Origin of the sequence: Janthinobacterium longum (assembly GCF_051380735.1) — a bacterium.
Classification (GTDB): Bacteria; Pseudomonadota; Gammaproteobacteria; order Burkholderiales; family Burkholderiaceae_D; genus Janthinobacterium.
Window position 1 is genome coordinate 110584 of the sequence record NZ_JBNYXQ010000010.1, and the last position, 20554, is coordinate 131137.

The window sequence follows — 20554 nt, forward strand, 5'->3', positions numbered from 1 at the left end:
TGGCGATGCAACTCAATCAAGATAAGGCGAGCATGTTCAAGATCAGCACGATGGCGGCGGTAATCAGTGTCAGCCTGGGCCTGTCGGCCTGCAACGTCACGCCACTCAAGCGCGATACCTATAATGCCATTACCGACGCCGTCAAGGGGGCGGCAGTGACCACCGCACCTGCTGCCCAGCCTGATGCCGTGGAGGCTGCCCTGCTGCCGCCCGTCGCCACTCTGGCCGGCCAGTTGCCGAAAGCGCGTGCGGTGCTCGACGAGCGTTTCAACGTGGCCTTCAACAATGTCTCGGCGCGCCAGTTCTACAACTCGATCGCCACCGGCACCCGCTACAACATCCTGGTGCACCCTGACGTGCAGGGCAATGTTTCTGCCAACCTGAAGGACGTGACGATTTTCGAAGCGCTCGACGCCGTACGCGAGATGTATGGCTACGACTACAAGGTCGAAGGCACGCGCATTTCGATCCGCCCGCTGACCATGCAGACGCGCATGTTCCAGGTCAATTACCTGACCGGCAACCGCAAGGGCAGCTCCAACCTGCGGGTATCGTCCACGTCCGTCAATAGTGCCGGTACCAGCAGCAGCGGCCAGAGTTCGGGCGGCGGCAACAACCAGTCGCAGCCCCAGCAGCAGCCGGGCCAGCCGGGGCAGGGCGGTCAGGTGCAGGACAGCGCCAACGTCAGCACCAGTTCCGACAGCGATTTCTGGAAAGAACTCAAGGAGTCGCTCAGTGCCATCGTCGGTGGCGACGCCGACGGGCGCAAGGTAGTGCTCAGCCCGCAGTCGGGCGTGGTGGTAGTGCGCGCCATGCCGGAAGAGCTGCGCAATGTCGACGCCTATCTGAAGGCGACCCAGTTGTCGGTCGACCGCCAGGTGATCCTGGAAGCGAAGATTATCGAAGTGGAATTGAACGACAACTTCCAGAGCGGTGTGAACTGGGCTTCGTTTGCCTCCATCAAGAGCGGCCATACGAACCGCATTTCGACCGGCTTCCTGGCGCCCGGTACCAGCCTCGCGCCGTTGCCGTTTGCCGGTGGCCAGCCACCCGCGATCACCAATGGCGCCAGTGGCATTTCGGCCAGCACCGGCTTTGGCCTCAGTTCCGCGGCGTCGGCTGCCGGCTCGATGTTCGGCTTGGCGCTGCAGACGAGCAACTTTGCCGCCATGATTTCCTTCCTGGAATCGCAAGGCAGCGTGCATGTGCTGTCGAGCCCGCGCATCGCCACCATGAACAACCAGAAAGCCGTGCTGAAGATCGGTACCGACGAGTTTTTCGTCACGGGAGTGAGCACCACCGTCACCTCGACCGGCACCACCGGCGGCAACACGTCCAGCCCGAATGTCACCTTGCAACCGTTCTTCTCCGGCGTGGTGCTCGATGTGACGCCGCAGATCGACGAGAGCGGCAATATCATCCTGCACGTGCATCCGTCCGTCAGCCAGGTGACCACCGTCACCAAGGATGTCGACCTGGGCAGCGCTGGATCGTTGAAACTGCCGCTGGCCGCGTCCAGCACCTCCGAGATGGACAGCATGGTGCGCAGCCAGGACGGCCGCATCGTGGCAATTGGCGGCCTGATGCGCCAGTCGACCACCAATGACCGCTCGCAGGTGCCGGGCGCCGGCAATGTGCCGCTGCTCGGCGCGCTGTTCCGCAATACCGGCCAGACCGTCCAGAAGCGCGAACTGGTGGTGCTGATCAAGCCGACCATCGTTGAAGGCGCCAATAGCTGGAACGAGGATCTGCTCGATTCTGGCAAGCGCATCGAGGCGCTCGACCCGCGCCGGCCGGCGGAGCGGCGCTAAATGTACCGGGCCCATTTCGGCTTGCGCGAGGCGCCGTTCGGCCTCACGCCCGATACCAGTTTCTTTTTCAATGGCCCGCAGTCGCAAAAGGCGCTCAACACCTTGCTGGTGGCGGCGCGCAATGGCGAGGGCTTTATCAAGATTACCGGCGAAGTGGGCACCGGCAAGACGTTTTTATGCCGCAAGTTCATGCAGTCGCTGGGGCCGGAGTTTGTTACTGCGTATATACCGAATCCGAACCTGTCGCCGCAGTCGCTGATCCTGGCGCTGGCCGACGAACTGGCCGTGCTGCTGCCGAAGGATACAGACCAGCACCAGTTGTTGAAATCGATCAACCTGCGCCTGCTGAACCTGGCGGCGCAGGGCAAGCAGGTGCTGCTGTGCCTCGATGAAGCGCAGGCGATTCCCGTCGACAGCCTGGAAGCGCTGCGCCTGTTGACCAACCTGGAAACGGAAAAGCGCAAGCTGCTGCAGATCGTGCTGTTCGGCCAGCCCGAGCTGGACGACAAGCTGGCGCTGCCGGAAATCCGGCAGTTGGCGCAGCGTATTACCTTTCACTACCACCTGGGGCCGCTGTCGCGCGACGACGTGGAATTCTATGTGGCGCACCGCCTGCGCGTCGCCGGTTTCGACGGTGCGCGCCTGTTCAGCCGTGGCGCGGTGGCGCGGCTGTACGACGCCAGCGGCGGCATTCCGCGCCTGGTCAATATCATGGCGCACAAGTCGCTGATGGTGGCGTATGGCGAAGGGCGCCAGCAGGTCAGCCGGGGCCACGTGGCGCTTGCCGCCAGCGACACGCTGGCCAGCAGGGCAGGCTGGCGCGCGCGCTGGCCGTGGCTGGCTGGTGCCGGGGTGGTGCTTGCCGCCTGCACCGTGAGCTGGACCTTACTGAACCGATGAGACGAGATTGTAGATGAGCCTGATTAACAAGATGTTGCAAGATCTGGATGCGCGCAGCAAGGACGGCCATGGCCAGGGCGCTGACACGGGCGGCATCCGCCCGGTGCCGGAACGCGAACGCGGTCTGCCGCGCGCGGTGGTGTTCGGCGGTGCAGCCGGCCTGACGGCGATCGCCATTGCGTTGGGCTGGATTTACTGGAAGCGCCCGGAAGTGCCGCCGGTGCTGGTCAATGTGGCGCAGGCCCCGGTCCCGGTCCCCGTTTCGGTGCCGACACCGGTTCCTGTACGTGTGCCAGTCGTGGCTGCGGCACCCGAGCCTGCGGTGGTGCCGCAGCCCGAGCCCATGGTCGAAGCGGCGCCTGCCGCTGCCGCACCGATGGCGCGCGAGTTCAAGGCGAGCGAACCGCGCCGCGTGGCGCCCAAGCCGGTCACCGTCGCTGCGGTCAAGCCTGTACCAGTTGTCGTCGAAAAGATTATCGAAGGCAAGCAGGTTACACCCCAGCAAAGTATCGACAATACCTATCGCCGCGCACTGGGCGACTTGCAGGATGGCCGCGTCGACGACGCGATGAACGGCTTGCAGCGCACCTTGCAGCGCGATCCGCGCCACCAGGGGGCGCGCGAAACGCTGGTGCGCCTGCTGCTTGAAGCGCAGCGGCCCGACGAAGCAGTGCGCCAGTTGCAGCAAAGCCTGGCGCTGGACCCGAAACAGCCGGCGCAGGCGATGATGCTGGCCCGTTTGCAGCTCGACCGTAGCGGTGGCGGTGCGGCCGCATTGGATACCCTGAAGCGCAGCCTGCCGTTCGCCGGCGAGCATCTCGACTACCGCGCCTTCCTGGCCGGCGTGCTGCAGCGCGAACAGCACTACCGCGAAGCTGCCGAGCAATACCAGCTTGCCTTGCAGTCAGCGCCCGACAACAGCGTCTGGTGGATGGGGCTGGGGATTGCATTACAGGCCGACAATCAAGCGGTGCAGGCCAAGGCGGCTTTCGAGCGGGCCAAAGCCTTGCAGACCCTGTCGCCGCAATTGCAGGCGTTTGTCGAGCGCAAGCTGGTGCAGCTGGCGGGGGCTGGCAAATAGAGAGAAGCTGCACGGCGCGTCGATAGCGTGTATTCTGGTGTGCGAGCTGCCGGCAGTAATAATAGCTTGCAGGCACCGACTGATACTTTGACAGGGCACCACATGAAAAATCCCCAGCAACTGCGCGCGCGTATCCTGGTATTTGGCGGACTGCTCGCCATGTCCGCCTATCAGGTCATGCTGCATGTACAGCATCCTGCCCTGATCGACAACGATCTGGTGCACGGCCTATGGCTGGGTAGCTGTTTCGGGCTTGAGCTGCTTGGGCTGTATCTGATGGCCAGACAAAGCAGGGTGCCGGTGTCGCCAAAGCCGGATCGTTCCTGATCACGGCGCCTGGCAATGATGTCAAATCATCATCGAGTTGCCTGATCAGGCATGGCTTTGTACTTCAATCTGGCACATGGAACCAAACCGTTGCCTTATGCGGCAAACTTTCCATGGCCCTTCGATATTGACCTCTGTTTCGAACCGGTGCCGCACCCGGTCACGTTCAGCGAAGGCGTCGGCCACGGCGCCGCAGGCCTTGCAGTGTCGGCCAGCGACGCGCTGCTGCCGACATGGCGGGCGCATTTCGACATCACGCAGTCGGCATGGCTGATCCCTTATATCGAGCGCCTGGCGCAGGGCATGCCGCTGCCGCGCGAGGAAATGCTGCGCCGCTATGCCGAATTGCATGGAAGGCAGCCGGAATGCTACCACTCAACTTTTTCATGATTTGCTGGCCAAACGAAGCAGGATGCCGCTGTCGCGCCGCCAGCTGGCACCCCCAGTTCAGATAGTGCGCAAGCGCTCAAGTGCCAGCTTCAACGTCTCGTCGCGCTTGGCAAAGCAGAAGCGCACAATGCCCGACTCCTTGCCCTGTGCATAAAACGCCGACACAGGTATTGCCGCCACCTTCAGTTCGGTGGTCAGCCACTCGGCGAACTGCGCTTCGCTGTCCTGCGAGATGGCGTCGTAGCGTACGCATTGAAAATAAGTGCCGTCGGCGGGCAGCAGTTCGAAGCGGCTGCCGGCCAGGCCGGCGCGGAACAGGTCGCGCTTGCGCTGGTAAAAGGCGGGCAGTTGCAGATACGGTTGCGGATCCATCATGTAGCTGGCCAGGCCGTGCTGCATCGGCGTATTGACGCTGAATACATTGTATTGGTGTACTTTGCGAAACTCGGCCGTCATGGTCGAGGGCGCCGCCACGTAGCCGACCTTCCAGCCTGTCACGTGATAGGTCTTGCCGAAGCTTGAAACGATAAACGTGCGCGCCGCCAGCTCGGCGTGGCGGCTCAGCGAGGCGTGCGGCGCGCCGTCGTAGACCATATGTTCATAGACCTCGTCGGACAGCAGCAGGATCTGTGTGCCGCGCACGATGTCGGCCAGTTTTTCCAGGTCGGGCGCACGCAGAATGGTGCCGGTCGGGTTGTGCGGCGTGTTGATGATGATCAAGCGCGTTTGCGCGGTGACGGCGGCGGCCAGCTTGTCCCACGGCACGCTGTAGCCCTGTTCGTTCAATGTCATTGCCACTGGCACCGGTACGCCGCCGGCCAGCGCAATGGCCGGCAAGTAGCTGTCGTAGGCCGGCTCGATGACGATCACTTCGTCGCCCGGATGCACGCAGCACAGAATCGCGGTGGTCAGGGCCTCGGTGGCACCAGCGGTGACGGTGATGTCGGTGGCGGCGTCGTATTCATGGCCGTACAGGTGGGCAATTTTTGCGGCGATGGCGGCGCGCAGGGGCGCCGCGCCCGTCATTGGCGGGTATTGGTTATGGCCGGCGCGCATCGCCTCGCTGACGGCCCCCACCAGTGCTGGCTCGCAGTCGAAATCGGGAAAGCCCTGACCCAGGTTGACGGCGTTGTACTGGGCTGCCAGTGCCGACATGCGGGTAAATACCGTGGTGCCCACCAATGGCAGGCGGGTTTGCAGGACAGGGGTGAGGATGGGGTGCGAAGAGGGCGTCATGGCTGTGCGGAAGTGGAAACGTTGCCTATTCTAGCGCAGCGTGCCAGCCTTCCGGCACCATGATCTTGAACAGGCCCGCTTTGGCCGTCTTGCGCGCCAGCTTCAGCAAGGCCTTATCCTTGGTGATCAGTACATCGGCGCTGGCGTCGCGCGCCAGTTCCAGGAATTTCTGGTCGTCCTTGTCGGTGCACACAGGCAGGCGCACGCCCGAGACAGGCGGCGCCACGACGGTGATCAGCGCGTCGAAACGTGCGGCGGCCACCGCGCGGCTCGCTTCATCGAGCGGCAGGTGCTTGTAGTGCAGGACCACCAGGTATTCGGCGCGGCAATCCTCGCGCGTGATGGCTTGCACCGCGCCGCTTTCCATGGCGGCAAGCAATCGCGCCCAGCGCGGATCGTTGAAGACAAACAGGTCCAGGCAGACATTGGTGTCGAGGACGAGTTTCTGTGGAGCAGGTATCATGTCGGCAATTCTATTTTGTAGTGAATATTATGTTGATCGTGCTTTCGCCCGCCAAGAGTCTCGACCTGGAGACGCCGCCAACCACATCCTTGCACAGCACCCCCGATTTTCTCGACCATTGCGCGCAGCTGATCGAGCGCATGCGCCAGTTTTCGCCTGCCGAAGTAGGCAGCCTGATGGGCATCTCGGACGCCTTGTCGGTGCTGAACGTAGCCCGCTACGCATCGTGGACCCCCGAGCTGACTGATGCACGCCAGGCCATCATGGCCTTCAATGGCGACGTCTACGCCGGCTTCGAAGCGCGCACCCTGGAACCGGCCCAGCTCGATTACGCCCAGTCGCAGGTGCGCATTCTGTCGGGCCTGTACGGCTTGCTGCGTCCGCTGGACCTGATCCACCCGCACCGGCTGGAAATGGGCACGCGGCTGTCGACCGCGCGCGGCAAGGACCTGTATGCGTTCTGGGGCGATACCATCACCGACGCCCTGAACCGCACCGCCAGCGAGAAGAAAGCCAAAGTGCTGGTCAACCTGGCGTCGGAAGAATACTTCAAATCCGTCAAGCCGCGCCAGTTGAACGTGCCGGTGATCTCGCCCGTGTTCGAGGACTGGAAAAACGGCAAGTACAAAATCATCTCGTTCTACGCCAAGCGCGCGCGCGGCATGCTGGCACGCTATGCGGCCGTGCACCAGATCCGCGATCCCGAGCAACTCAAGCAATTCGACGTCGATGGCTATGCATATGTGCCGGACGCATCAAATGACAGCAAATGGGTGTTCCGGCGCAAAGTTGCCGAGTAAGAAAAAACCGGAGCAAGCTCCGGTTTTTTGATGCTTACTGCCAGAACTTCCACCACTTGCGTTCCTTGTTTACCCCTTCAGGGCTGAGGAAGGCGGTGGTCGGGTAGTTCTTGGTCAGCACGCGCAGGGTGTCGTCGCGCAGGTCGGTCAAGCCCAGCTTGTCGTAAGAGCGGTACATGATGAACAGCGCTTCTTCGATCGCCGGCGAGGCGGCAAAGTCGCTGACGGTGGTTTGTGCGCGATTGGCTGCGGCCAGATAGGCGCCGCGGCGGTAGTAATAGCGCGCCACATGCACTTCGTACTTGGCCATGGCGTCGATCAGGTAGTTCATGCGCGCCAGCGAATCGGGCGTGTACTGGCTGTTCGGGAACTTGTCGACCAGTTGCTTGAAGGCCGCAAACGCTTCGCGCGTGGCTTTCGGATCGCGTTCGGTCGGGTCCTGCTCGTACAGGAAGTTCAGGAAGCTGATCTGGTCGTTAAAGCTGATCAGGCCACGCAAGTAGTACATATAGTCCACATTGGCGTGGTTCGGATGCAACTTGATGAAGCGTTCGACGGCGGCCAGTGCCTGTGCCTGGTCTCCCGACTTATAATACGCGTAAGCGATCTCCATCTGCGCTTGCAGAGCGTAGTTGCCGAAAGGGTAGTTAGCCTCCAGCTTCTGGAACAGTCCGATTGCAGCCTCATAGTGCTGACCGGACATTTCTTCGCGCGCCTCCGAGTATAATTTCGTAACAGACCAGTTTTTGGTCTCATCCACTTTTTCCGGCAACAAGCTGCAAGCGGACATGCCGAGCAGAACGACTGAAGCGACTACCAACGATAATTTTTTTTGCATGACGTTTTGCAAGAAGGTTTTAACCAAGATTTTACAATAGGCTGATTATAGCCGATGGGAATGCTGTGATATTAACTCCGAAGCCTAATTTGGCTGACCCGATGTCTGACTCTACTACTGACTCTCTTTCTGAACCGGACTTTGACGCCGCCCTCGATGGTGATTTTTCGCCCGATGAGCTGGTCGACCACATGGCTCCGATCGAACTGGAACTGACCCCGGACGCCTGTGGCGAACGCCTCGACAAAGTCATTTCCAAACTGGTGCCGCAGTACTCGCGCAGCCGTTTGCAACTGTGGGTAGAGGCCGGATTCGTCACCGTCGACGGAAAAGTTGCCAAGCGCAATATGACCGCCTATGGCGATGAAAAGATCGTCATTCTGCCGCAAAGCGCGCCGGAAGACGAGGCTTTTAAGCCTGAAGCGATGGAATTGAACATCGTGCACGAGGACGAGCATATCATCGTCATCAACAAACCGGCCGGACTGGTGGTGCATCCGGGGCCAGGCAACTGGTCGGGCACCTTGCTCAATGGCCTGCTGCATCACTGCCCGCAGCTGGCCGGCGTGCCGCGCGCCGGTATCGTGCACCGCCTGGACAAGGATACCAGCGGCCTGATGGTGGTTGGCAAGACGCTGGCCTCGCAGACCGATCTGGTGCGCCAGTTGCAGGCGCGCACCGTCAAGCGCGAATACTTTGCCCTTGTATGGGGTACACCGAAACCTTCCGGCACCATTGACGCCTCGATCGCGCGCCACCCGCGCGACCGCGTGAAGATGGCCGTGTCGGAAAATTTTTCGGCCAAGCCGGCGATTACCCATTACGAGCTGCTCAATAGTGGCGAACTGGACCGCCGTCCTGTCAGCCTGATGCAGTGCCGTCTGGAAACGGGCCGTACCCACCAGATCCGCGTGCACATGCAGCATCTGGGCTTTGCGCTGGTTGGCGACGCCGTCTACGGCAAGCAGCACCTGGTGTCGGTGTTCCCGCGCCAGGCGCTGCAGGCGCGCCGCCTGGGCCTGGTGCATCCGGGCAGCGGCAAGCAGTGCGAGTGGATCGTGCCGGTGGCCGACGACTTTGCCGAGCTGCTGGCCACGGCCGGCATTCCCGAGCCGGAACAGGTCTGATGGCTGCCTTGCCTTTCATCGTGCCGCATTGGCCCGGCCTGCCCGCCAACGTGAGCGCCTTGTCGACCACGCGCGCGGGCGGTGTCAGCCTGGCGCCGTATGATGACGGGCAGGGCGGTGGCGGCCTGAACCTGGGCGTGCACGTGTCCGACGATCCCGGCCACGTAGCGCAGAACCGTGCACTGCTGGCGACTGTGCTGCCGGCGCAGCCTGCCTGGCTGAACCAGGTGCACGGCGTGGCGGTGGCGGATGCCGCCAGCCTGGCCGGGAGGGTAGCCGACGCCGACGCCAGTGTTGCGTCCGAGCCTGGCGTGGTCTGCCTGGTCATGACGGCCGATTGCCTGCCGGTGCTGTTCAGTTCAAAAGACGGCCAGGTGGTGGCCGCTGCCCATGCGGGCTGGCGCGGCCTGGCGAATGGTGTATTGCAGCGCACGGTGCAAGCCATGCGCGAGCGGGGCGCGGTGGATATCCTGGCCTGGCTGGGGCCTGCCATCGGTCCCCGGCAATTTGAAGTGGGGCCTGATGTAGCGCAGGCGTTTCTCGATGGTGCCACCGATGCGGCGGAACGCCAGGCCTTTCAAAACGGGTTCAAGGCGATAGCCGACACGCCGTGCAAATACCTGGCCGATATCTATGCGCTGGGGCGTTTGATGCTGGCGCGCGAGGGCGTGACGCAGGTGGCGGGTGGCGAGTATTGCACCGTCAGCGAGGCGGCGCAGTTTTACTCGTATCGGCGTGACGGCGTCACGGGACGACAGGCCAGTTTGATCTGGCGCAAATAGCCTTGACGCATTAGAGCGGCAGACAGTTATGTGTCTGCCGTTTTTGTTTTTGCGGCCGCCTCTGCCAGGCGCTGTGCCTTGCGTTTGCGTCGCCGCGAACCGGTCAGATAGAATAGGATCGACAGCGGCAGCACGCAGTACAGCAAAAACGTCATCAGGCCGGCGACGACCGACGGTTCCGTCAGCGCCATCAGGCCGACGACGTAGATCCAGGCGATGGCGGTCATCAGCATCATCAGTAAAGAGTATCCGTAAAAGTTTGCATGCAGGGCCCGGTAGCGATAGCCTTTTTAAATTCTTGAATGGACTTAATTATATGAATATGCCCGATCCTCAAGCAATGACCAAGGAGTGGATGGCGCAGATCAGCGACCCGGACCATTGGAAGACATGGTTCAACATGGTGCCGCAGCCCGCAAGCAATCCGCTTGCCGGCATTTTGCAGGATGCGGGCGCCAGCATCAAGCCGGAAGTGATCGAGCAACTGAAAAACGCCTACGTGGCCAAGCTGACCGGCTTGTGGACCGACTTTATTGCTGGCAAGGTGCCCGAAGTGAAGGACCGCCGCTTTGCCGCGCCGGCCTGGCACGCCAGCCCCTTGTCGGCATTCAACGCCGCCGCCTATCTGCTCAATGGCGAATTCCTCACTGCCATGGTCGAGGCCGTGGAAGCGACGCCGCACCAGAAACAGAAGCTGCGCTTCGCGGTGCAGCAGATTGTCGACGCCATGTCGCCAGCGAACTTCCTGGCCACCAACCCCGATGCCCAGCAAACCCTGATCGAGACCAAGGGCGAAAGCCTGGCCAAGGGCCTGACGAACATGCTGGCCGACATGCAGAAGGGCCGTATTTCGCAGTCCGACGAAAAAGCCTTCGAAGTGGGCCGCAACGTGGCCAACACGGCCGGCACGGTGGTGTTTGAAAACGCCTTGTTCCAGCTGATCCAGTACACGCCAACGACGGCTACAGTACATCAGCGCCCGCTGCTGATGGTGCCGCCGTGCATCAATAAATTCTATATCCTTGACTTGCAGCCAGAAAATTCGCTGGTGCGCTATGCGGTGGAGCAGGGCAACACCGTATTCCTGATGTCCTGGCGCAACGCCGACATGAGCATGCAGCACATCACCTGGGATGATTACGTGGAGCAGGGCGTGATTGAGGCAATCAAGGTCACGCAGGATATTTCCGGCCAGGAAAAACTCAATATGTTTGGTTTCTGCGTGGGCGGCACCATCGTCTCGACCGCGCTGGCCGTCCTGAAGGCGCGCGGGCAGGATCCGGCCGCCAGCCTGACCCTGCTGACGACCTTCCTCGATTTCTGCGACACGGGCGCGCTGGAAGTGTTTATCGACGAGCCGCAAGTGGCGCTGCGCGAGCAGAGCCTGGCCAATGGCGGGCTGATGTCCGGACGCGACCTGGGCAGCACTTTTTCCAGCCTGCGTCCGAACGACCTGGTGTGGAACTACGTACAGTCGAACTATCTGAAAGGCAAGGAGCCAGCGGCGTTTGACTTGCTGTACTGGAATAGCGACGGCACCAGTTTGCCCGGTCCCATGTTCTGCTGGTACTTGCGCAATACCTACCTGGAAAACAGCCTGAAAGTGCCGGGCAAGCTGACGGTGGCAGGTGAAAAGGTCGACTTGTCCAGCATTGACGCGCCGGCCTTTATCTACGGTTCGCGCGAAGACCATATCGTGCCCTGGGGCGCGGCGTACGCCAGCACGGCGCTGCTGAACCCGAAAAAACCCAAGGCCAACCGCTTTATCCTGGGCGCCTCGGGCCATATCGCCGGCGTGATCAATCCGGCCTCAAAGAAAAAACGCAGCTACTGGAGCAACGATCAACCGACCTCCGCGCGCGCCAAGGCCAAGGTCCTGAGCGCCGAACAATGGATGGAAGGCGCGACCGAGCACGCGGGCAGCTGGTGGCCGGAATGGGCCGCTTTCCTGGCCCAGCATGGTGGCGCCGACGTGAAAGCGCCGTCCAAGCCCGGCAACAAACGCTATCCGGCCATCGAAGCGGCACCGGGCCGTTATGTGAAAGTGCGCGCGGATTGAGCGTGCGGCACCGGGACGGCAAGGCCGGGCAATATGCCGGCCTTGTCAAGACCTTGCTTTAGTTGCGTTGCAATAAAATCAGGAAACTTCGACCCGAATGTGCAACTTCGCCATTTTCCACTCTATAATGCAAACAGTAAGCAGGTGCGAAAGCGAGCCTCGCGTTCGCTTTTTTTTCGGATCAACTCAGTATGCGTTGCGGCGCAATAAGTGGAACTTCTGATGAGCAGTGCAAAAAAAAGTCTAGACCGCCTGATTAAAAAATACCCCAACCGCCGGCTGTACGACACCCAGACCAGTTCCTACATCACGCTGACGGACGTCAAGCAGCTGGTGCTGGACAATGAAGAATTCACGGTGGTCGATGCCAAATCCAGCGAAGACCTGACGCGCAGCATCCTGCTGCAGATCATCCTGGAAGAAGAGGCCAGCGGCGTGCCGATGTTCTCCAGCGGCGTGCTGTCGCAAATCATCCGCTACTATGGCCACGCCATGCAGGGCATGATGGGTTCCTACCTGGAAAAGAACGTGCAGGCGTTCACCGATATCCAGCACAAGTTCACGGGCACCTCGGCCGGCAGCTTCGAAGGCAAGCCGTTCAGCCCTGAAATGTGGACGCAGTTCATGAACGTGCAGGGCCCCATGATGCAAGGCATGATGAACAACTATATCGACCAGAGCAAAAGCCTGTTCGTGCAGATGCAAGAGCAAATGCAGAATCAGAGCAAAAGCCTGTTCGGCGCCTTTCCGTTCGTGCCACCAGTGGTGCCACCTGCGGACAAGAAGTAAGCAAATTAACACTGCTCAGTGCGGTTTGCGCCGCCTGGCAGTTGTATTCGCAGCATAGTTGTGCAGGCAGGGGGCGGCTCGGGGTACAATAGCCGATTCGCCTCACCATTTCCCAGCTGCTAACTATGTCTGAAATTCACCGTATTGCTGTTCCTTCCGCCAAGCCAGAGGCCATGCAGGCCATGCCAGGTGTGGCGCCGAAAGTGGGCTTTGTCTCGCTCGGCTGCCCGAAAGCGCTGGTCGATTCCGAACAAATCCTGACCCAACTGCGTGCCGAAGGCTACGAAACGGCGAAATCCTATGCCGGCGCCGATCTGGTGATCGTCAATACCTGTGGTTTTATCGATGCCGCCGTGCAAGAGTCGCTCGACGCCATCGGTGAAGCGCTGGCTGAGAACGGCAAGGTGATTGTGACCGGTTGCCTGGGCGCCAAGAAAGATGCTGCCGGCGACGACATCATCATGAAGGTGCACCCGAAAGTGCTGTCCGTAACGGGCCCGCATGCGTTGGCCGAAGTGATGGATTCGGTGCACTTGTACCTGCCGAAGCCGCACGCGCCTTTCCTCGACCTGGTGCCGCCGCAAGGCGTCAAGCTGACGCCGAAACACTACGCCTACCTGAAAATTTCCGAAGGCTGCAATCACCGTTGCAGCTTCTGCATTATTCCATCGATGCGCGGCGACCTGGTATCGCGCCCGATCGGCGAGCTGATGATCGAAGCGGAAAACCTGTTCAAGGCCGGCGTCAAGGAATTGCTGGTGATTTCGCAGGATACCTCTGCCTATGGCGTGGACGTAAAATTCCGCTCCGGTTTCTGGAATGGCCGTCCGGTGAAAACCCATATGACGCAGCTGACCGAAGCGCTGGGCGAACTGGCCAAGTCCTACGGCGCCTGGGTGCGCTTGCACTATGTCTATCCTTACCCGCACGTGGACCAGATCATCCCGATGATGAGCGGCGGCCACATCCTGCCTTACCTCGACATTCCGATGCAGCACGCCCATCCCGATGTGTTGAAGCGCATGAAGCGCCCGGCCAGCGGCGAGAAAAACCTGGACCGCATCCAGGCCTGGCGCGCCATTAACCCGGACCTGACCATCCGCTCGACCTTTATCGCCGGTTTCCCGGGCGAAACGGAAGCGGAATTCGAATACCTGCTGGACTTCCTCAAGGAAGCGCAGATCGACCGCCTGGGTTGTTTCGCTTACTCGCCGGTGGAAGGCGCGACCGCCAACGAGATCGCCAATCCGGTACCGGAAGAGCTGCGCGAAGAGCGTCGTGGCCGCGTGATGCTGCTGCAGGAAGAAATTTCGAAAAAACGCCTGCAGGCCAAGGTCGGCAAGACCGTGCGCGTGTTGATCGACGAAGTCACCCGCACCGGCGGCGTGGGCCGCTCCAGCGCCGATGCGCCGGAAATCGATGGCGTGGTGTATGTCAAGCCGCCGTATGAACCGCACCGCAAGCTGGCCGTTGGCCAGTTTGTTGATGTGAAAATCACCTCCGCCGACGCGCACGACCTGTGGGGCGCTGCCGAGTAAGCAGATGTAACAGCCGTACGGCGAGCAAGGGCGGTAGCCCTTACAATCAAGGCGGACCAGCAATACTGCGGTCCGCCTTTTTTAATGCCCATGCCATGACGACAAAAAAATCCGTGCAAACAGCGCTGATCCACAGCGACTACCAGGCGCCACCAGGCTTTGCAGCCTTTCCCAACGCCATCCACCATGCGTCGACCGTGCTGTTCAAGGATGTGGCGGCCATGCGTTCGGGCGACTGGAAGGACAAGAGCGCCTATACCTATGGCTTGCACGGCACGCCCACCACCTTTACGCTGGAAGCGCGGCTGGCCGACATTGACGGTGGCAATTTTTGCCTGCTGGCGCCGTCCGGCCTGGCGGCGATCGCCATGGCCGACTTCGCCCTGCTGAAAAGCGGCGACGACGTGCTGCTGCCGGAAAACGTGTATTACCCGAATAGCGAACTGGGACGCTGGCTGTCGCAGGATTTCGGCATCACGGCGCGCTATTACGATCCGCTGGTCGGCGCCGGCATAGCCGACCTGATACAGCCGAACACCAGGCTGATCTGGACGGAGGCGCCAGGTTCCGTGACCATGGAAGTGCCGGACCTGCCGGCCATTTGCGCCGCAGCCCATGCGCGCGGCGTGCTGGTCGCGCTGGATAATACCTGGTCGGCGGGCCTGGCACTGCGTGGTTTTGACCATGGCGTTGACATCGTGATGCAGGCGCTGACCAAATACCAGTCCGGCGGCTCGGACGTGCTGATGGGCGCCGTGATCACGCGCGACCGCGCCCTGCACGAACGGCTGGCGCTGGCCCATATGCGCCTGGGCATGGGCGTGGGGGCCGATGACGCCTACCTGGTGCTGCGTGGCCTGCCGACCATGAAGCTGCGTTTCGATGCACACGATGCGGGCGCGCGCACGGTAGCCGGCTGGCTCAGGGATCGCGCCGAAATTGCCACCGTGCTGCACCCGGCATTCGAGGATTGCCCGGGCCATGCCATTTGGCAACGCGACTTTACGGGCGCCGGTGGCTTGTTTTCCGTGCTGTTCGACGCCAGCTATACGGAACAGCAGACCGACCGCTTTGTCGACGCCTTGAAACTGTTCAAGATCGGCTACAGCTGGGGTGGTGCCAATAGCCTGGTGATGCCGTATCGCATCGCAGCCATGCGCAAAGACTGGCAGCAGGGCGGGCAGTTGGTACGCTTCAATGTGGGGCTGGAAGCGCCGCAGGATTTGATGGCCGATATCGAACAGGCGTTTGCCGCGATGTAGAAGTCGGCAGGCCGGCTGGCCTGCCGCGCAGAGGATTACGGCATCGGACTATTGTTGTTCAGGTCGATAAAGCCGCGCACCAGCCGGTAGGCTTTCCATAACCAGGCCAGGCCCCACACCAGCACTGCCACCGGGATGCCGATCAGGGTGATCCACAGGATGGCGCCGACGACGACCCAGAACACGTACCACCAGAACGAGCGGATCTGCCAGCTGTGATGGCTGTGGACAAAAGTGCCGGCCGACTCGCCTCGCTTCAGGTAATTGACGATCAGTGGAATGAAGGACAAGGCGCCCAGCGAAAACACGAAGCTGGCGCCATGCACCAGGTACAACCACCAGGCCAGGTTCTTTGCCTGTTGGACATTGTTATCCAGAATAAGTTGTTGTGACATGTGTACTCCTCGCTTGCAAAGGTTTTGATTGTAGCAAGCTAAATTGACCCGGGTGGTCGCCAAGCGCAGAAAGAGAGTGCTATCAGTGCAATATACAAACAAGTTAATCGCCGTGGGGCGCTGTCTGCGCCGCGCTTGCCAGGCGCTGCTGCTGTCTGCTGTGGCGTATTCGGCCCATGCCGCAGGTAGTACCCTGGCCGGCGATGTGGCTGCCAGTTTGCAGGAAGAGGGCCTGGCCGGCGCCGTGTGGAGCGAGGTACGCGAAGATGGTGCCATCAGCACCGGTGCCGCCGGCCTCAAGAATGCCGCCAGCAAGGCCGCCATGCGGGCCGACACCAGGGTGCAAGTGGGCTCGGTGGCCAAGGTCGGACTGGCGCTGGGCGTGCTGCGCCTGGTGACGGAAAACAAGCTGGCGCTCGATACGCCTTTGGTGCAGATATTGCCCGAGCTCAAGCTCAAGAATCCCTGGCAGGGCAGCGATCCGGTACGCATCCGCCATTTGCTCGACCATACCTCGGGGCTGGACAATGTACGCTTCTGGCAGGCCTTCAGCAGCAATGCTGCGTTTGACACGCCTTTGGCGCAAGCCTTCCAGGGCGGCGGCGGCCTGCTGCGCGTGCGCGACCGCCCGGGCAGCCGTTATGCGTACTCAAACATGGGCTATGGCATCCTTGGCATGGTGATTGAAAAAATCACCGGCCAGCCGTATGAGCGCTACCTTGATGCGCAGGTACTGGCGCCGTTGGGCATGCGCGACAGCACCTTTGCCTTTGTCACGCAAAGCGGCGCCGGGCTTGATGATCGCCTGGCCATGGGCCACTTCGAGCACGGCGCCACGCATGCAGCCACACCGATGTACTTGCGCCCGGCCGGCCAGCTGACCACTACCGCGCACGACATGGCCAAGCTGGCGCAATTCCTGCTGGGAGACGGCAGCGCGCAGGGTGCGCCTTTCATCGCACCGGCCCTGATGCAGATGCTGTCGCGGCCAAACGGCACCGAAGCGTCGCAAGCGGGGCTCGATATCGGCCACGGCCTGGCGCTGGCCGTGCGCGACCGCCACAATGTGGTCGGCGAGTGCCACCCCGGCACCACGGCCGGCTTTCGCGCCATGCTGTGCATTTATCCCGAGCAGAAAAGCGCGTTCTTTATCGGCTTCAATACCGACGCCGAAAGCGCCGACTATGAACGTTTCAACCGCCTGCTGATGCGCGACCTGGAGCTGCCGCTGCGCCCGCCGGCCGCGCACGGCCAGCCAGCGCCGACGGTGGAAAACTGGCAGGGCGTGTATGTACCGGCACCGAGCCCGATGGCCAGCATGGCCTGGCTGGACGCGGTGTTCGGTTTCGTGCGCGTGAAATGGGATGGCGATTCGCTGTTCCTGATCCCGTTCCAGGGTGAGCCAAAGGAACTCGAACCGGTGGGCGGCTTTTTGTTTCGCGCCAGCGACCGCAGCGCGCCCTCGCATGTGCTGCTGCAGGTCGATGGCCGCCATGTGCTCAGCGATGGCCTGCACAGCTACGAACGCGCGTCGATGCTGCGCATGCTGGTGTTGTGGGGTAGCCTGGCGCTGGGCGTAATCGGTTTGCTGTACGTGCTGCTGGTGGGTTTGTGGCGCGCCGCCGGTCGCAAGCTGGATCGCAAGGATCATCTGTTCGCGCCCTTGCTGTCGCTGCTGGCGCTGTTGCTGCCGTTGCCGTTTTTCTATTTTCAGTCTTTCATGCGCCTCGGCGACGTGACGTTTGCCAGCGTGCTGGCGGCCATCGCGACGGGCGCGCTGCCGCTGGCGATGGCTTATGGCCTGGCCCGCTGCTGGCGCACGCGCGGTACCGGCACGGTGGAAAAGCTGGACTGGATAGGGTTGCTGGCGGCGCTGCAATTGCTGCTGGTGCTTGCCTGGTGGGGGCTGCTGCCGCTGCGCATGTGGCAGTTGTAATCAGTAGTGCCAGCGGCCCAGCAAGCGGCGCCACCAGCCTTGCCGTGGCTTGGCGTGTGCGCCATGCGCATCGCGCTTGTGCTGAAAACTGGCGGCCGCCATCTGCAGGCCGATGCGGTCGATTTCCGCCATCGCGTCCGCCTCCTGCGGTGACAAGCCATGCAGCAGCGCCTGCGCATGCGGCGCCTGCAAAAAGGCGTGGCGTTTGGCGTCGTCGGTGTACAGCACGGCCAGGTACGCTTCGAGGCCCGCGGAACTCATGCCGCTCTGCCTGCCCGCAGGGCGGCGCGCGCCAGTGCCAGCTGATCGAGCACATGCTCGAAAGACGGGTAATTGCCATCGCGTTCAAGGATCACCGTCAGCGCTTGCGGCGCCTGGCGCGCCAGCACGGTCAACAGATCGAAGACTTCGGCGGGTACGTCGTGCAGATGGTCGTCCAGCAGGCGCCGGCCGGTGCCCCCGGGTTCGTCTATCCAGTGGCCGCCACTGAGGTGCACGGCACCGACCCTGGTCAAAGGCAAGCGCAGCAGCAGCGCTTGCGGGTCCTGGCCACTGTTGACGGCGTTTGCATACAGATTGTGCAGGTCGAGCAGCAGCGGCACTTGCGCACCGTCGATGATCTGCGCCAGCCATTCGGCTTCGTCCAGGGTGCTGGCCGGCGGTTTGACCAGGGTGGCGATATTTTCCATCAGTGGCGTGCTGCCAACGATGCGGCTGGCCAGCGCGATATTGGCCAGGGTGCCGGCCACAGTTTCCGGCGTGCGTGGCGGCGCGGCCAGGTGGCCGATCTCGACCCCGCCGGCGCGTACAAAGCTCAGGTGTTCGGACCACGATTCTGCCTGTACAAGTTTCATCAGGCGCGCCATCGCGTGCAGCCGGCGCGGCTCGGCCGCGATGGTTGACGCCAGTCCCATGCCGACACCGTGCAGACTGACAGGCACCTGGCGCGCCAGGCTGCAAAGCGCATCCATGCTGGCGCGCGAGGCACGGTAATAATCGTCGGCGATCACTTCCAGCACATCGATCTGCGCCAGGTTGGACAGGATGCCGGCAGCCAGTTCGCCACGCCAGCCCAGGCCGACGCGATCAGCTGCCACAACCGCCGCCGCCGCAACCACCGCAGCCGCTGCCGCAGGACGAACCACCGCTGTCGCCGCCGCCGTCACCGCCGGAGGACGAGTCGCCCGAGCCGCCGGACGACGAATCGCCGCTGTAACTCTGGCGCGGCAGCGGGTACATCTCGGCCACATACGCGTAGACGGACAGCGGCAGCGCGCCGATGCCGAAAATGGCGGCCAGCAGCGCCATGTCCGCGCTGCCGTTGCCTGCCTGCAGGCGCGACGAGCGCACGTTCAGGCGGCTGAACAGCATGCGCAGGTCACTGATCAGGCGCTGCGCGGCCGCACTGCTGGAGGTGGTGCGCAGGCCGCGCAGTTTCAGCAAAAATACCGCCGTCAGGATCGCCAGGAACAGCAGGTTGTAATGCCCGGTGCTCACCGCGATGATGGCTTTGACAAGGGCGACAGTCAGCAGCAGGTAATGGGCGACCCAGGTGGCTCTTGCACGCCGGCGCATCAGTGGCGCACCGACCAGCAATTGCTGCTCTGTCAATGTGCGCAAATACGCCCGGCATGACGGGAAATCGTCGGCTTGCACCTCCAGCTCCTTGCTGTGGGCCTGACGGCCCAGGTACAGCCGCAGTACATCGCGTTCGATGTCATGGCTGGCAAAGCGCAGGCTGTCGGCGCTGGTTGTCTCGAGCAGCGGCCCATCGGCGCGCAGCAGGCCGCGGTCAACCAGCACGATGGCGGCAATTTTTACCGCTTCGAGCGCGCCGCCACGCAGGAACGCGATGCAGTAAGGGTCCTCGGCCAGCGACAATTGCGCATGCGGATTGCGCAATTCCTGGCGCAGCAGCAGCTCGCGCACGCCGTAATAGACGATCAGGCCCAATACCAGGTAGGCCGCCAGGAACCACGGGCCGGTCCAGTAAAACGGATTGGCGCCTGTCACCGCAACTGCTCCGCATGGTCGCGCAGTTGTGCGGTAATGTCCATCAGGCCCCTGAACGCGGGCATTGCCATTCCCGGTGCCAGATGCGCCGTTTCGCGCGCGTTCGACATGGCCTGCAAGGCCGTCTGCAGTGCGGGCTGGTTCAGGCTGTCGACAAATGCTTCCAGCGCCTGCTTGCCCGGCAGCGGCGCCTTGCCGCTCAGTTGCGCCAGCGAGGCGGCAGCCGCGCGCAACGGGGCTGCCGCATCGGCGATGACGTCGGCCAGTTGTTCTTCATTGATGCTTACCAGCAGATAGCGTTCGCGCATGCGCAGTTGCTGGTTCAGCAGCACCTGGCGCACGCGCCTGAGCAGGGCGTCGCGATTGGTGTGCAAGCGGGCAAATGGATCCTGTCCGAACAGCACTTTGTGGCGTGCGATGATATCGGCAAATTTGACGGCGAATGCCTCGGCCGCGTCGTCCAGTTCACTATCGAGCAGGAACATCACCTGCAGTTCGATGGCGGCGTTCGCCATACGCAATGTGCCGCGCAGTTTGTCAGCCGATTCAGTGGAAAATCGCTTCAGCAGCAACAGCAGATTGACGTCCGAGGTGGCGCGTAACTGGCCATCGGCGGCCGAACCGAACAGCACGGCGCAGGAAAGGTCGGAACCGAAGGCGTTTTGCGCGGCGTTGACAAACAGCGTCAGGTGGCGTTCGATCTCGGTTGGCAGGGGTGTCGGCATCGCGTCTTCTTTCAGGTTGGCAAGCAAGATGTTCACTTATTTGCAATATAGCAAAAATATGCGGCCAGGCGCGCGCGTGCAT

Annotated in this window: 22 protein-coding genes; 13 read left to right on the top strand and 9 right to left on the bottom strand. The window is 62.0% G+C overall.

All coding sequences use genetic code 11. From position 1 onward, the window contains the following. Nucleotides 1–5: 5 nt before the first annotated feature. From mshL to ACQ4WM_RS21265, 5 genes are all read left to right on the top strand, one after another. Nucleotides 6–1811: a pilus (MSHA type) biogenesis protein MshL gene (mshL, locus tag ACQ4WM_RS21245; RefSeq protein WP_436548636.1), complete on the top strand. Its 1806-nt coding sequence runs from the start codon at nucleotides 6–8 to the stop codon at nucleotides 1809–1811. Next, nucleotides 1812–2711, top strand: coding sequence for an ExeA family protein (locus ACQ4WM_RS21250; protein WP_436548637.1), 900 nt, complete (start codon nucleotides 1812–1814; stop codon nucleotides 2709–2711). It begins immediately after the preceding gene. Nucleotides 2712–2724: 13 nt separating this feature from the next. Continuing rightward, nucleotides 2725–3792, top strand: coding sequence for a tetratricopeptide repeat protein (locus ACQ4WM_RS21255; protein WP_436548638.1), 1068 nt, complete (start codon nucleotides 2725–2727; stop codon nucleotides 3790–3792). Nucleotides 3793–3894: 102 nt separating this feature from the next. Beyond that, entirely contained in the window at nucleotides 3895–4119 is a 225-nt protein-coding gene (locus ACQ4WM_RS21260) for a hypothetical protein (protein WP_436548639.1), read from the top strand. A gap of 51 nt (nucleotides 4120–4170) precedes the next feature. Further along, the gene (locus ACQ4WM_RS21265) at nucleotides 4171–4509 is read left to right on the top strand and encodes a hypothetical protein (protein ID WP_436548640.1); all 339 of its coding nucleotides are present in this window, start codon (nucleotides 4171–4173) and stop codon (nucleotides 4507–4509) included. 57 nt (nucleotides 4510–4566) lie between these two features. Here ACQ4WM_RS21265 and ACQ4WM_RS21270 read toward each other — a convergent pair whose 3' ends face one another. Beyond that, a complete protein-coding gene (locus ACQ4WM_RS21270; RefSeq protein ID WP_436548641.1) occupies nucleotides 4567–5745 on the bottom strand; it encodes a pyridoxal phosphate-dependent aminotransferase in 1179 nt (392 codons plus the stop codon). Between the two features lie 25 nt (nucleotides 5746–5770). Next, complete coding sequence (locus ACQ4WM_RS21275; protein WP_436548642.1) at nucleotides 5771–6208, bottom strand: putative toxin-antitoxin system toxin component, PIN family; 438 nt, start codon at nucleotides 6206–6208, stop codon at nucleotides 5771–5773. Between the two features lie 29 nt (nucleotides 6209–6237). Here ACQ4WM_RS21275 and yaaA point away from each other — a divergent pair, with 29 nt between their 5' ends. Beyond that, a complete protein-coding gene (gene yaaA, locus ACQ4WM_RS21280) occupies nucleotides 6238–7008 on the top strand; it encodes a peroxide stress protein YaaA (RefSeq protein WP_436548643.1) in 771 nt (256 codons plus the stop codon). 34 nt (nucleotides 7009–7042) lie between these two features. Here the strand turns inward: yaaA and ACQ4WM_RS21285 are convergent, their stop codons facing one another. Beyond that, nucleotides 7043–7846: an outer membrane protein assembly factor BamD gene (locus ACQ4WM_RS21285; protein ID WP_436548644.1), complete on the bottom strand. Its 804-nt coding sequence runs from the start codon at nucleotides 7844–7846 to the stop codon at nucleotides 7043–7045. 101 nt (nucleotides 7847–7947) lie between these two features. Between ACQ4WM_RS21285 and ACQ4WM_RS21290 the strand changes: the two genes are divergently transcribed. Both ACQ4WM_RS21290 and pgeF read left to right on the top strand, forming a co-directional pair. Next, nucleotides 7948–8973: an RluA family pseudouridine synthase gene (locus tag ACQ4WM_RS21290; protein ID WP_436548645.1), complete on the top strand. Its 1026-nt coding sequence runs from the start codon at nucleotides 7948–7950 to the stop codon at nucleotides 8971–8973. Beyond that, nucleotides 8973–9755, top strand: a complete 783-nt coding sequence (gene pgeF, locus ACQ4WM_RS21295; RefSeq protein ID WP_436548646.1) for a peptidoglycan editing factor PgeF — start codon at nucleotides 8973–8975, stop codon at nucleotides 9753–9755. Before ACQ4WM_RS21290 ends, pgeF begins: the two co-directional genes overlap by 1 nt. A gap of 26 nt (nucleotides 9756–9781) precedes the next feature. On the opposite strand, the gene ACQ4WM_RS21300 is transcribed toward pgeF, so the two are convergent. Continuing rightward, the gene (locus ACQ4WM_RS21300; protein WP_436548695.1) at nucleotides 9782–9988 is read right to left on the bottom strand and encodes a hypothetical protein; all 207 of its coding nucleotides are present in this window, start codon (nucleotides 9986–9988) and stop codon (nucleotides 9782–9784) included. A gap of 83 nt (nucleotides 9989–10071) precedes the next feature. On the opposite strand from ACQ4WM_RS21300, the gene phaC reads away from it, so the two are divergent. The 4 genes from phaC (at nucleotide 10072) to ACQ4WM_RS21320 (ending at nucleotide 15403) form a co-directional block, all read left to right on the top strand. After that, a complete protein-coding gene (gene phaC, locus ACQ4WM_RS21305) occupies nucleotides 10072–11814 on the top strand; it encodes a class I poly(R)-hydroxyalkanoic acid synthase (protein ID WP_436548647.1) in 1743 nt (580 codons plus the stop codon). Between the two features lie 222 nt (nucleotides 11815–12036). Next, a complete protein-coding gene (gene phaR, locus ACQ4WM_RS21310) occupies nucleotides 12037–12603 on the top strand; it encodes a polyhydroxyalkanoate synthesis repressor PhaR (RefSeq protein WP_436548648.1) in 567 nt (188 codons plus the stop codon). A 182-nt stretch (nucleotides 12604–12785) separates the two neighbouring features. Further along, nucleotides 12786–14141 carry a 30S ribosomal protein S12 methylthiotransferase RimO gene (gene rimO / locus ACQ4WM_RS21315; RefSeq protein ID WP_436548696.1) on the top strand — a complete coding sequence of 452 codons (1356 nt, stop codon included), beginning with the start codon at nucleotides 12786–12788 and terminating at the stop codon, nucleotides 14139–14141. Between the two features lie 95 nt (nucleotides 14142–14236). Then, nucleotides 14237–15403: a cystathionine beta-lyase gene (locus tag ACQ4WM_RS21320; protein WP_436548649.1), complete on the top strand. Its 1167-nt coding sequence runs from the start codon at nucleotides 14237–14239 to the stop codon at nucleotides 15401–15403. A 35-nt stretch (nucleotides 15404–15438) separates the two neighbouring features. Here the strand turns inward: ACQ4WM_RS21320 and ACQ4WM_RS21325 are convergent, their stop codons facing one another. Then, nucleotides 15439–15798 (bottom strand): DUF4870 family protein, encoded by a 360-nt coding sequence (locus tag ACQ4WM_RS21325; RefSeq protein WP_436548650.1) that lies wholly within the window; start codon nucleotides 15796–15798, stop codon nucleotides 15439–15441. 85 nt (nucleotides 15799–15883) lie between these two features. Between ACQ4WM_RS21325 and ACQ4WM_RS21330 the strand changes: the two genes are divergently transcribed. After that, a complete protein-coding gene (locus ACQ4WM_RS21330) occupies nucleotides 15884–17734 on the top strand; it encodes a serine hydrolase domain-containing protein (protein ID WP_436548651.1) in 1851 nt (616 codons plus the stop codon). On the opposite strand, the gene ACQ4WM_RS21335 is transcribed toward ACQ4WM_RS21330, so the two are convergent. Genes ACQ4WM_RS21335 through ACQ4WM_RS21350 form a run of 4 tightly spaced genes read right to left on the bottom strand, consistent with a single transcriptional unit; the run spans nucleotide 17735 to nucleotide 20508 of the window. Next, on the bottom strand, nucleotides 17735–17995 hold the full coding sequence (locus ACQ4WM_RS21335; RefSeq protein ID WP_436548652.1) for a hypothetical protein: 261 nt from the start codon (nucleotides 17993–17995) through the stop codon (nucleotides 17735–17737). It lies immediately after the preceding gene. Beyond that, nucleotides 17992–18831 (bottom strand): MbnB/TglH/ChrH family RiPP precursor modification enzyme, encoded by an 840-nt coding sequence (locus ACQ4WM_RS21340; protein WP_436548653.1) that lies wholly within the window; start codon nucleotides 18829–18831, stop codon nucleotides 17992–17994. Before ACQ4WM_RS21340 ends, ACQ4WM_RS21335 begins: the two co-directional genes overlap by 4 nt. After that, nucleotides 18821–19747, bottom strand: a complete 927-nt coding sequence (locus ACQ4WM_RS21345; RefSeq protein ID WP_436548654.1) for a TIGR04222 domain-containing membrane protein — start codon at nucleotides 19745–19747, stop codon at nucleotides 18821–18823. The genes ACQ4WM_RS21340 and ACQ4WM_RS21345 overlap by 11 nt, the downstream gene beginning before the upstream one ends. Continuing rightward, nucleotides 19744–20508, bottom strand: coding sequence for a hypothetical protein (locus ACQ4WM_RS21350; protein ID WP_436548655.1), 765 nt, complete (start codon nucleotides 20506–20508; stop codon nucleotides 19744–19746). The genes ACQ4WM_RS21345 and ACQ4WM_RS21350 overlap by 4 nt, the downstream gene beginning before the upstream one ends. Nucleotides 20509–20554 lie beyond the last annotated feature (46 nt).

Coding starts and splice junctions, on each gene's coding strand:
- mshL (WP_436548636.1), top strand. CDS start 6: ATGCAACTCAATCAAGATAAGGCGAGCATGTTCAAGATCAGCACGATG.
- ACQ4WM_RS21250 (WP_436548637.1), top strand. CDS start 1,812: ATGTACCGGGCCCATTTCGGCTTGCGCGAGGCGCCGTTCGGCCTCACG.
- ACQ4WM_RS21255 (WP_436548638.1), top strand. CDS start 2,725: ATGAGCCTGATTAACAAGATGTTGCAAGATCTGGATGCGCGCAGCAAG.
- ACQ4WM_RS21260 (WP_436548639.1), top strand. CDS start 3,895: ATGAAAAATCCCCAGCAACTGCGCGCGCGTATCCTGGTATTTGGCGGA.
- ACQ4WM_RS21265 (WP_436548640.1), top strand. CDS start 4,171: ATGGCTTTGTACTTCAATCTGGCACATGGAACCAAACCGTTGCCTTAT.
- ACQ4WM_RS21270 (WP_436548641.1), bottom strand. CDS start 5,745: ATGACGCCCTCTTCGCACCCCATCCTCACCCCTGTCCTGCAAACCCGC.
- ACQ4WM_RS21275 (WP_436548642.1), bottom strand. CDS start 6,208: ATGATACCTGCTCCACAGAAACTCGTCCTCGACACCAATGTCTGCCTG.
- yaaA (WP_436548643.1), top strand. CDS start 6,238: ATGTTGATCGTGCTTTCGCCCGCCAAGAGTCTCGACCTGGAGACGCCG.
- ACQ4WM_RS21285 (WP_436548644.1), bottom strand. CDS start 7,846: ATGCAAAAAAAATTATCGTTGGTAGTCGCTTCAGTCGTTCTGCTCGGC.
- ACQ4WM_RS21290 (WP_436548645.1), top strand. CDS start 7,948: ATGTCTGACTCTACTACTGACTCTCTTTCTGAACCGGACTTTGACGCC.
- pgeF (WP_436548646.1), top strand. CDS start 8,973: ATGGCTGCCTTGCCTTTCATCGTGCCGCATTGGCCCGGCCTGCCCGCC.
- ACQ4WM_RS21300 (WP_436548695.1), bottom strand. CDS start 9,988: ATGCTGATGACCGCCATCGCCTGGATCTACGTCGTCGGCCTGATGGCG.
- phaC (WP_436548647.1), top strand. CDS start 10,072: ATGAATATGCCCGATCCTCAAGCAATGACCAAGGAGTGGATGGCGCAG.
- phaR (WP_436548648.1), top strand. CDS start 12,037: ATGAGCAGTGCAAAAAAAAGTCTAGACCGCCTGATTAAAAAATACCCC.
- rimO (WP_436548696.1), top strand. CDS start 12,786: ATGCCAGGTGTGGCGCCGAAAGTGGGCTTTGTCTCGCTCGGCTGCCCG.
- ACQ4WM_RS21320 (WP_436548649.1), top strand. CDS start 14,237: ATGACGACAAAAAAATCCGTGCAAACAGCGCTGATCCACAGCGACTAC.
- ACQ4WM_RS21325 (WP_436548650.1), bottom strand. CDS start 15,798: ATGTCACAACAACTTATTCTGGATAACAATGTCCAACAGGCAAAGAAC.
- ACQ4WM_RS21335 (WP_436548652.1), bottom strand. CDS start 17,995: ATGAGTTCCGCGGGCCTCGAAGCGTACCTGGCCGTGCTGTACACCGAC.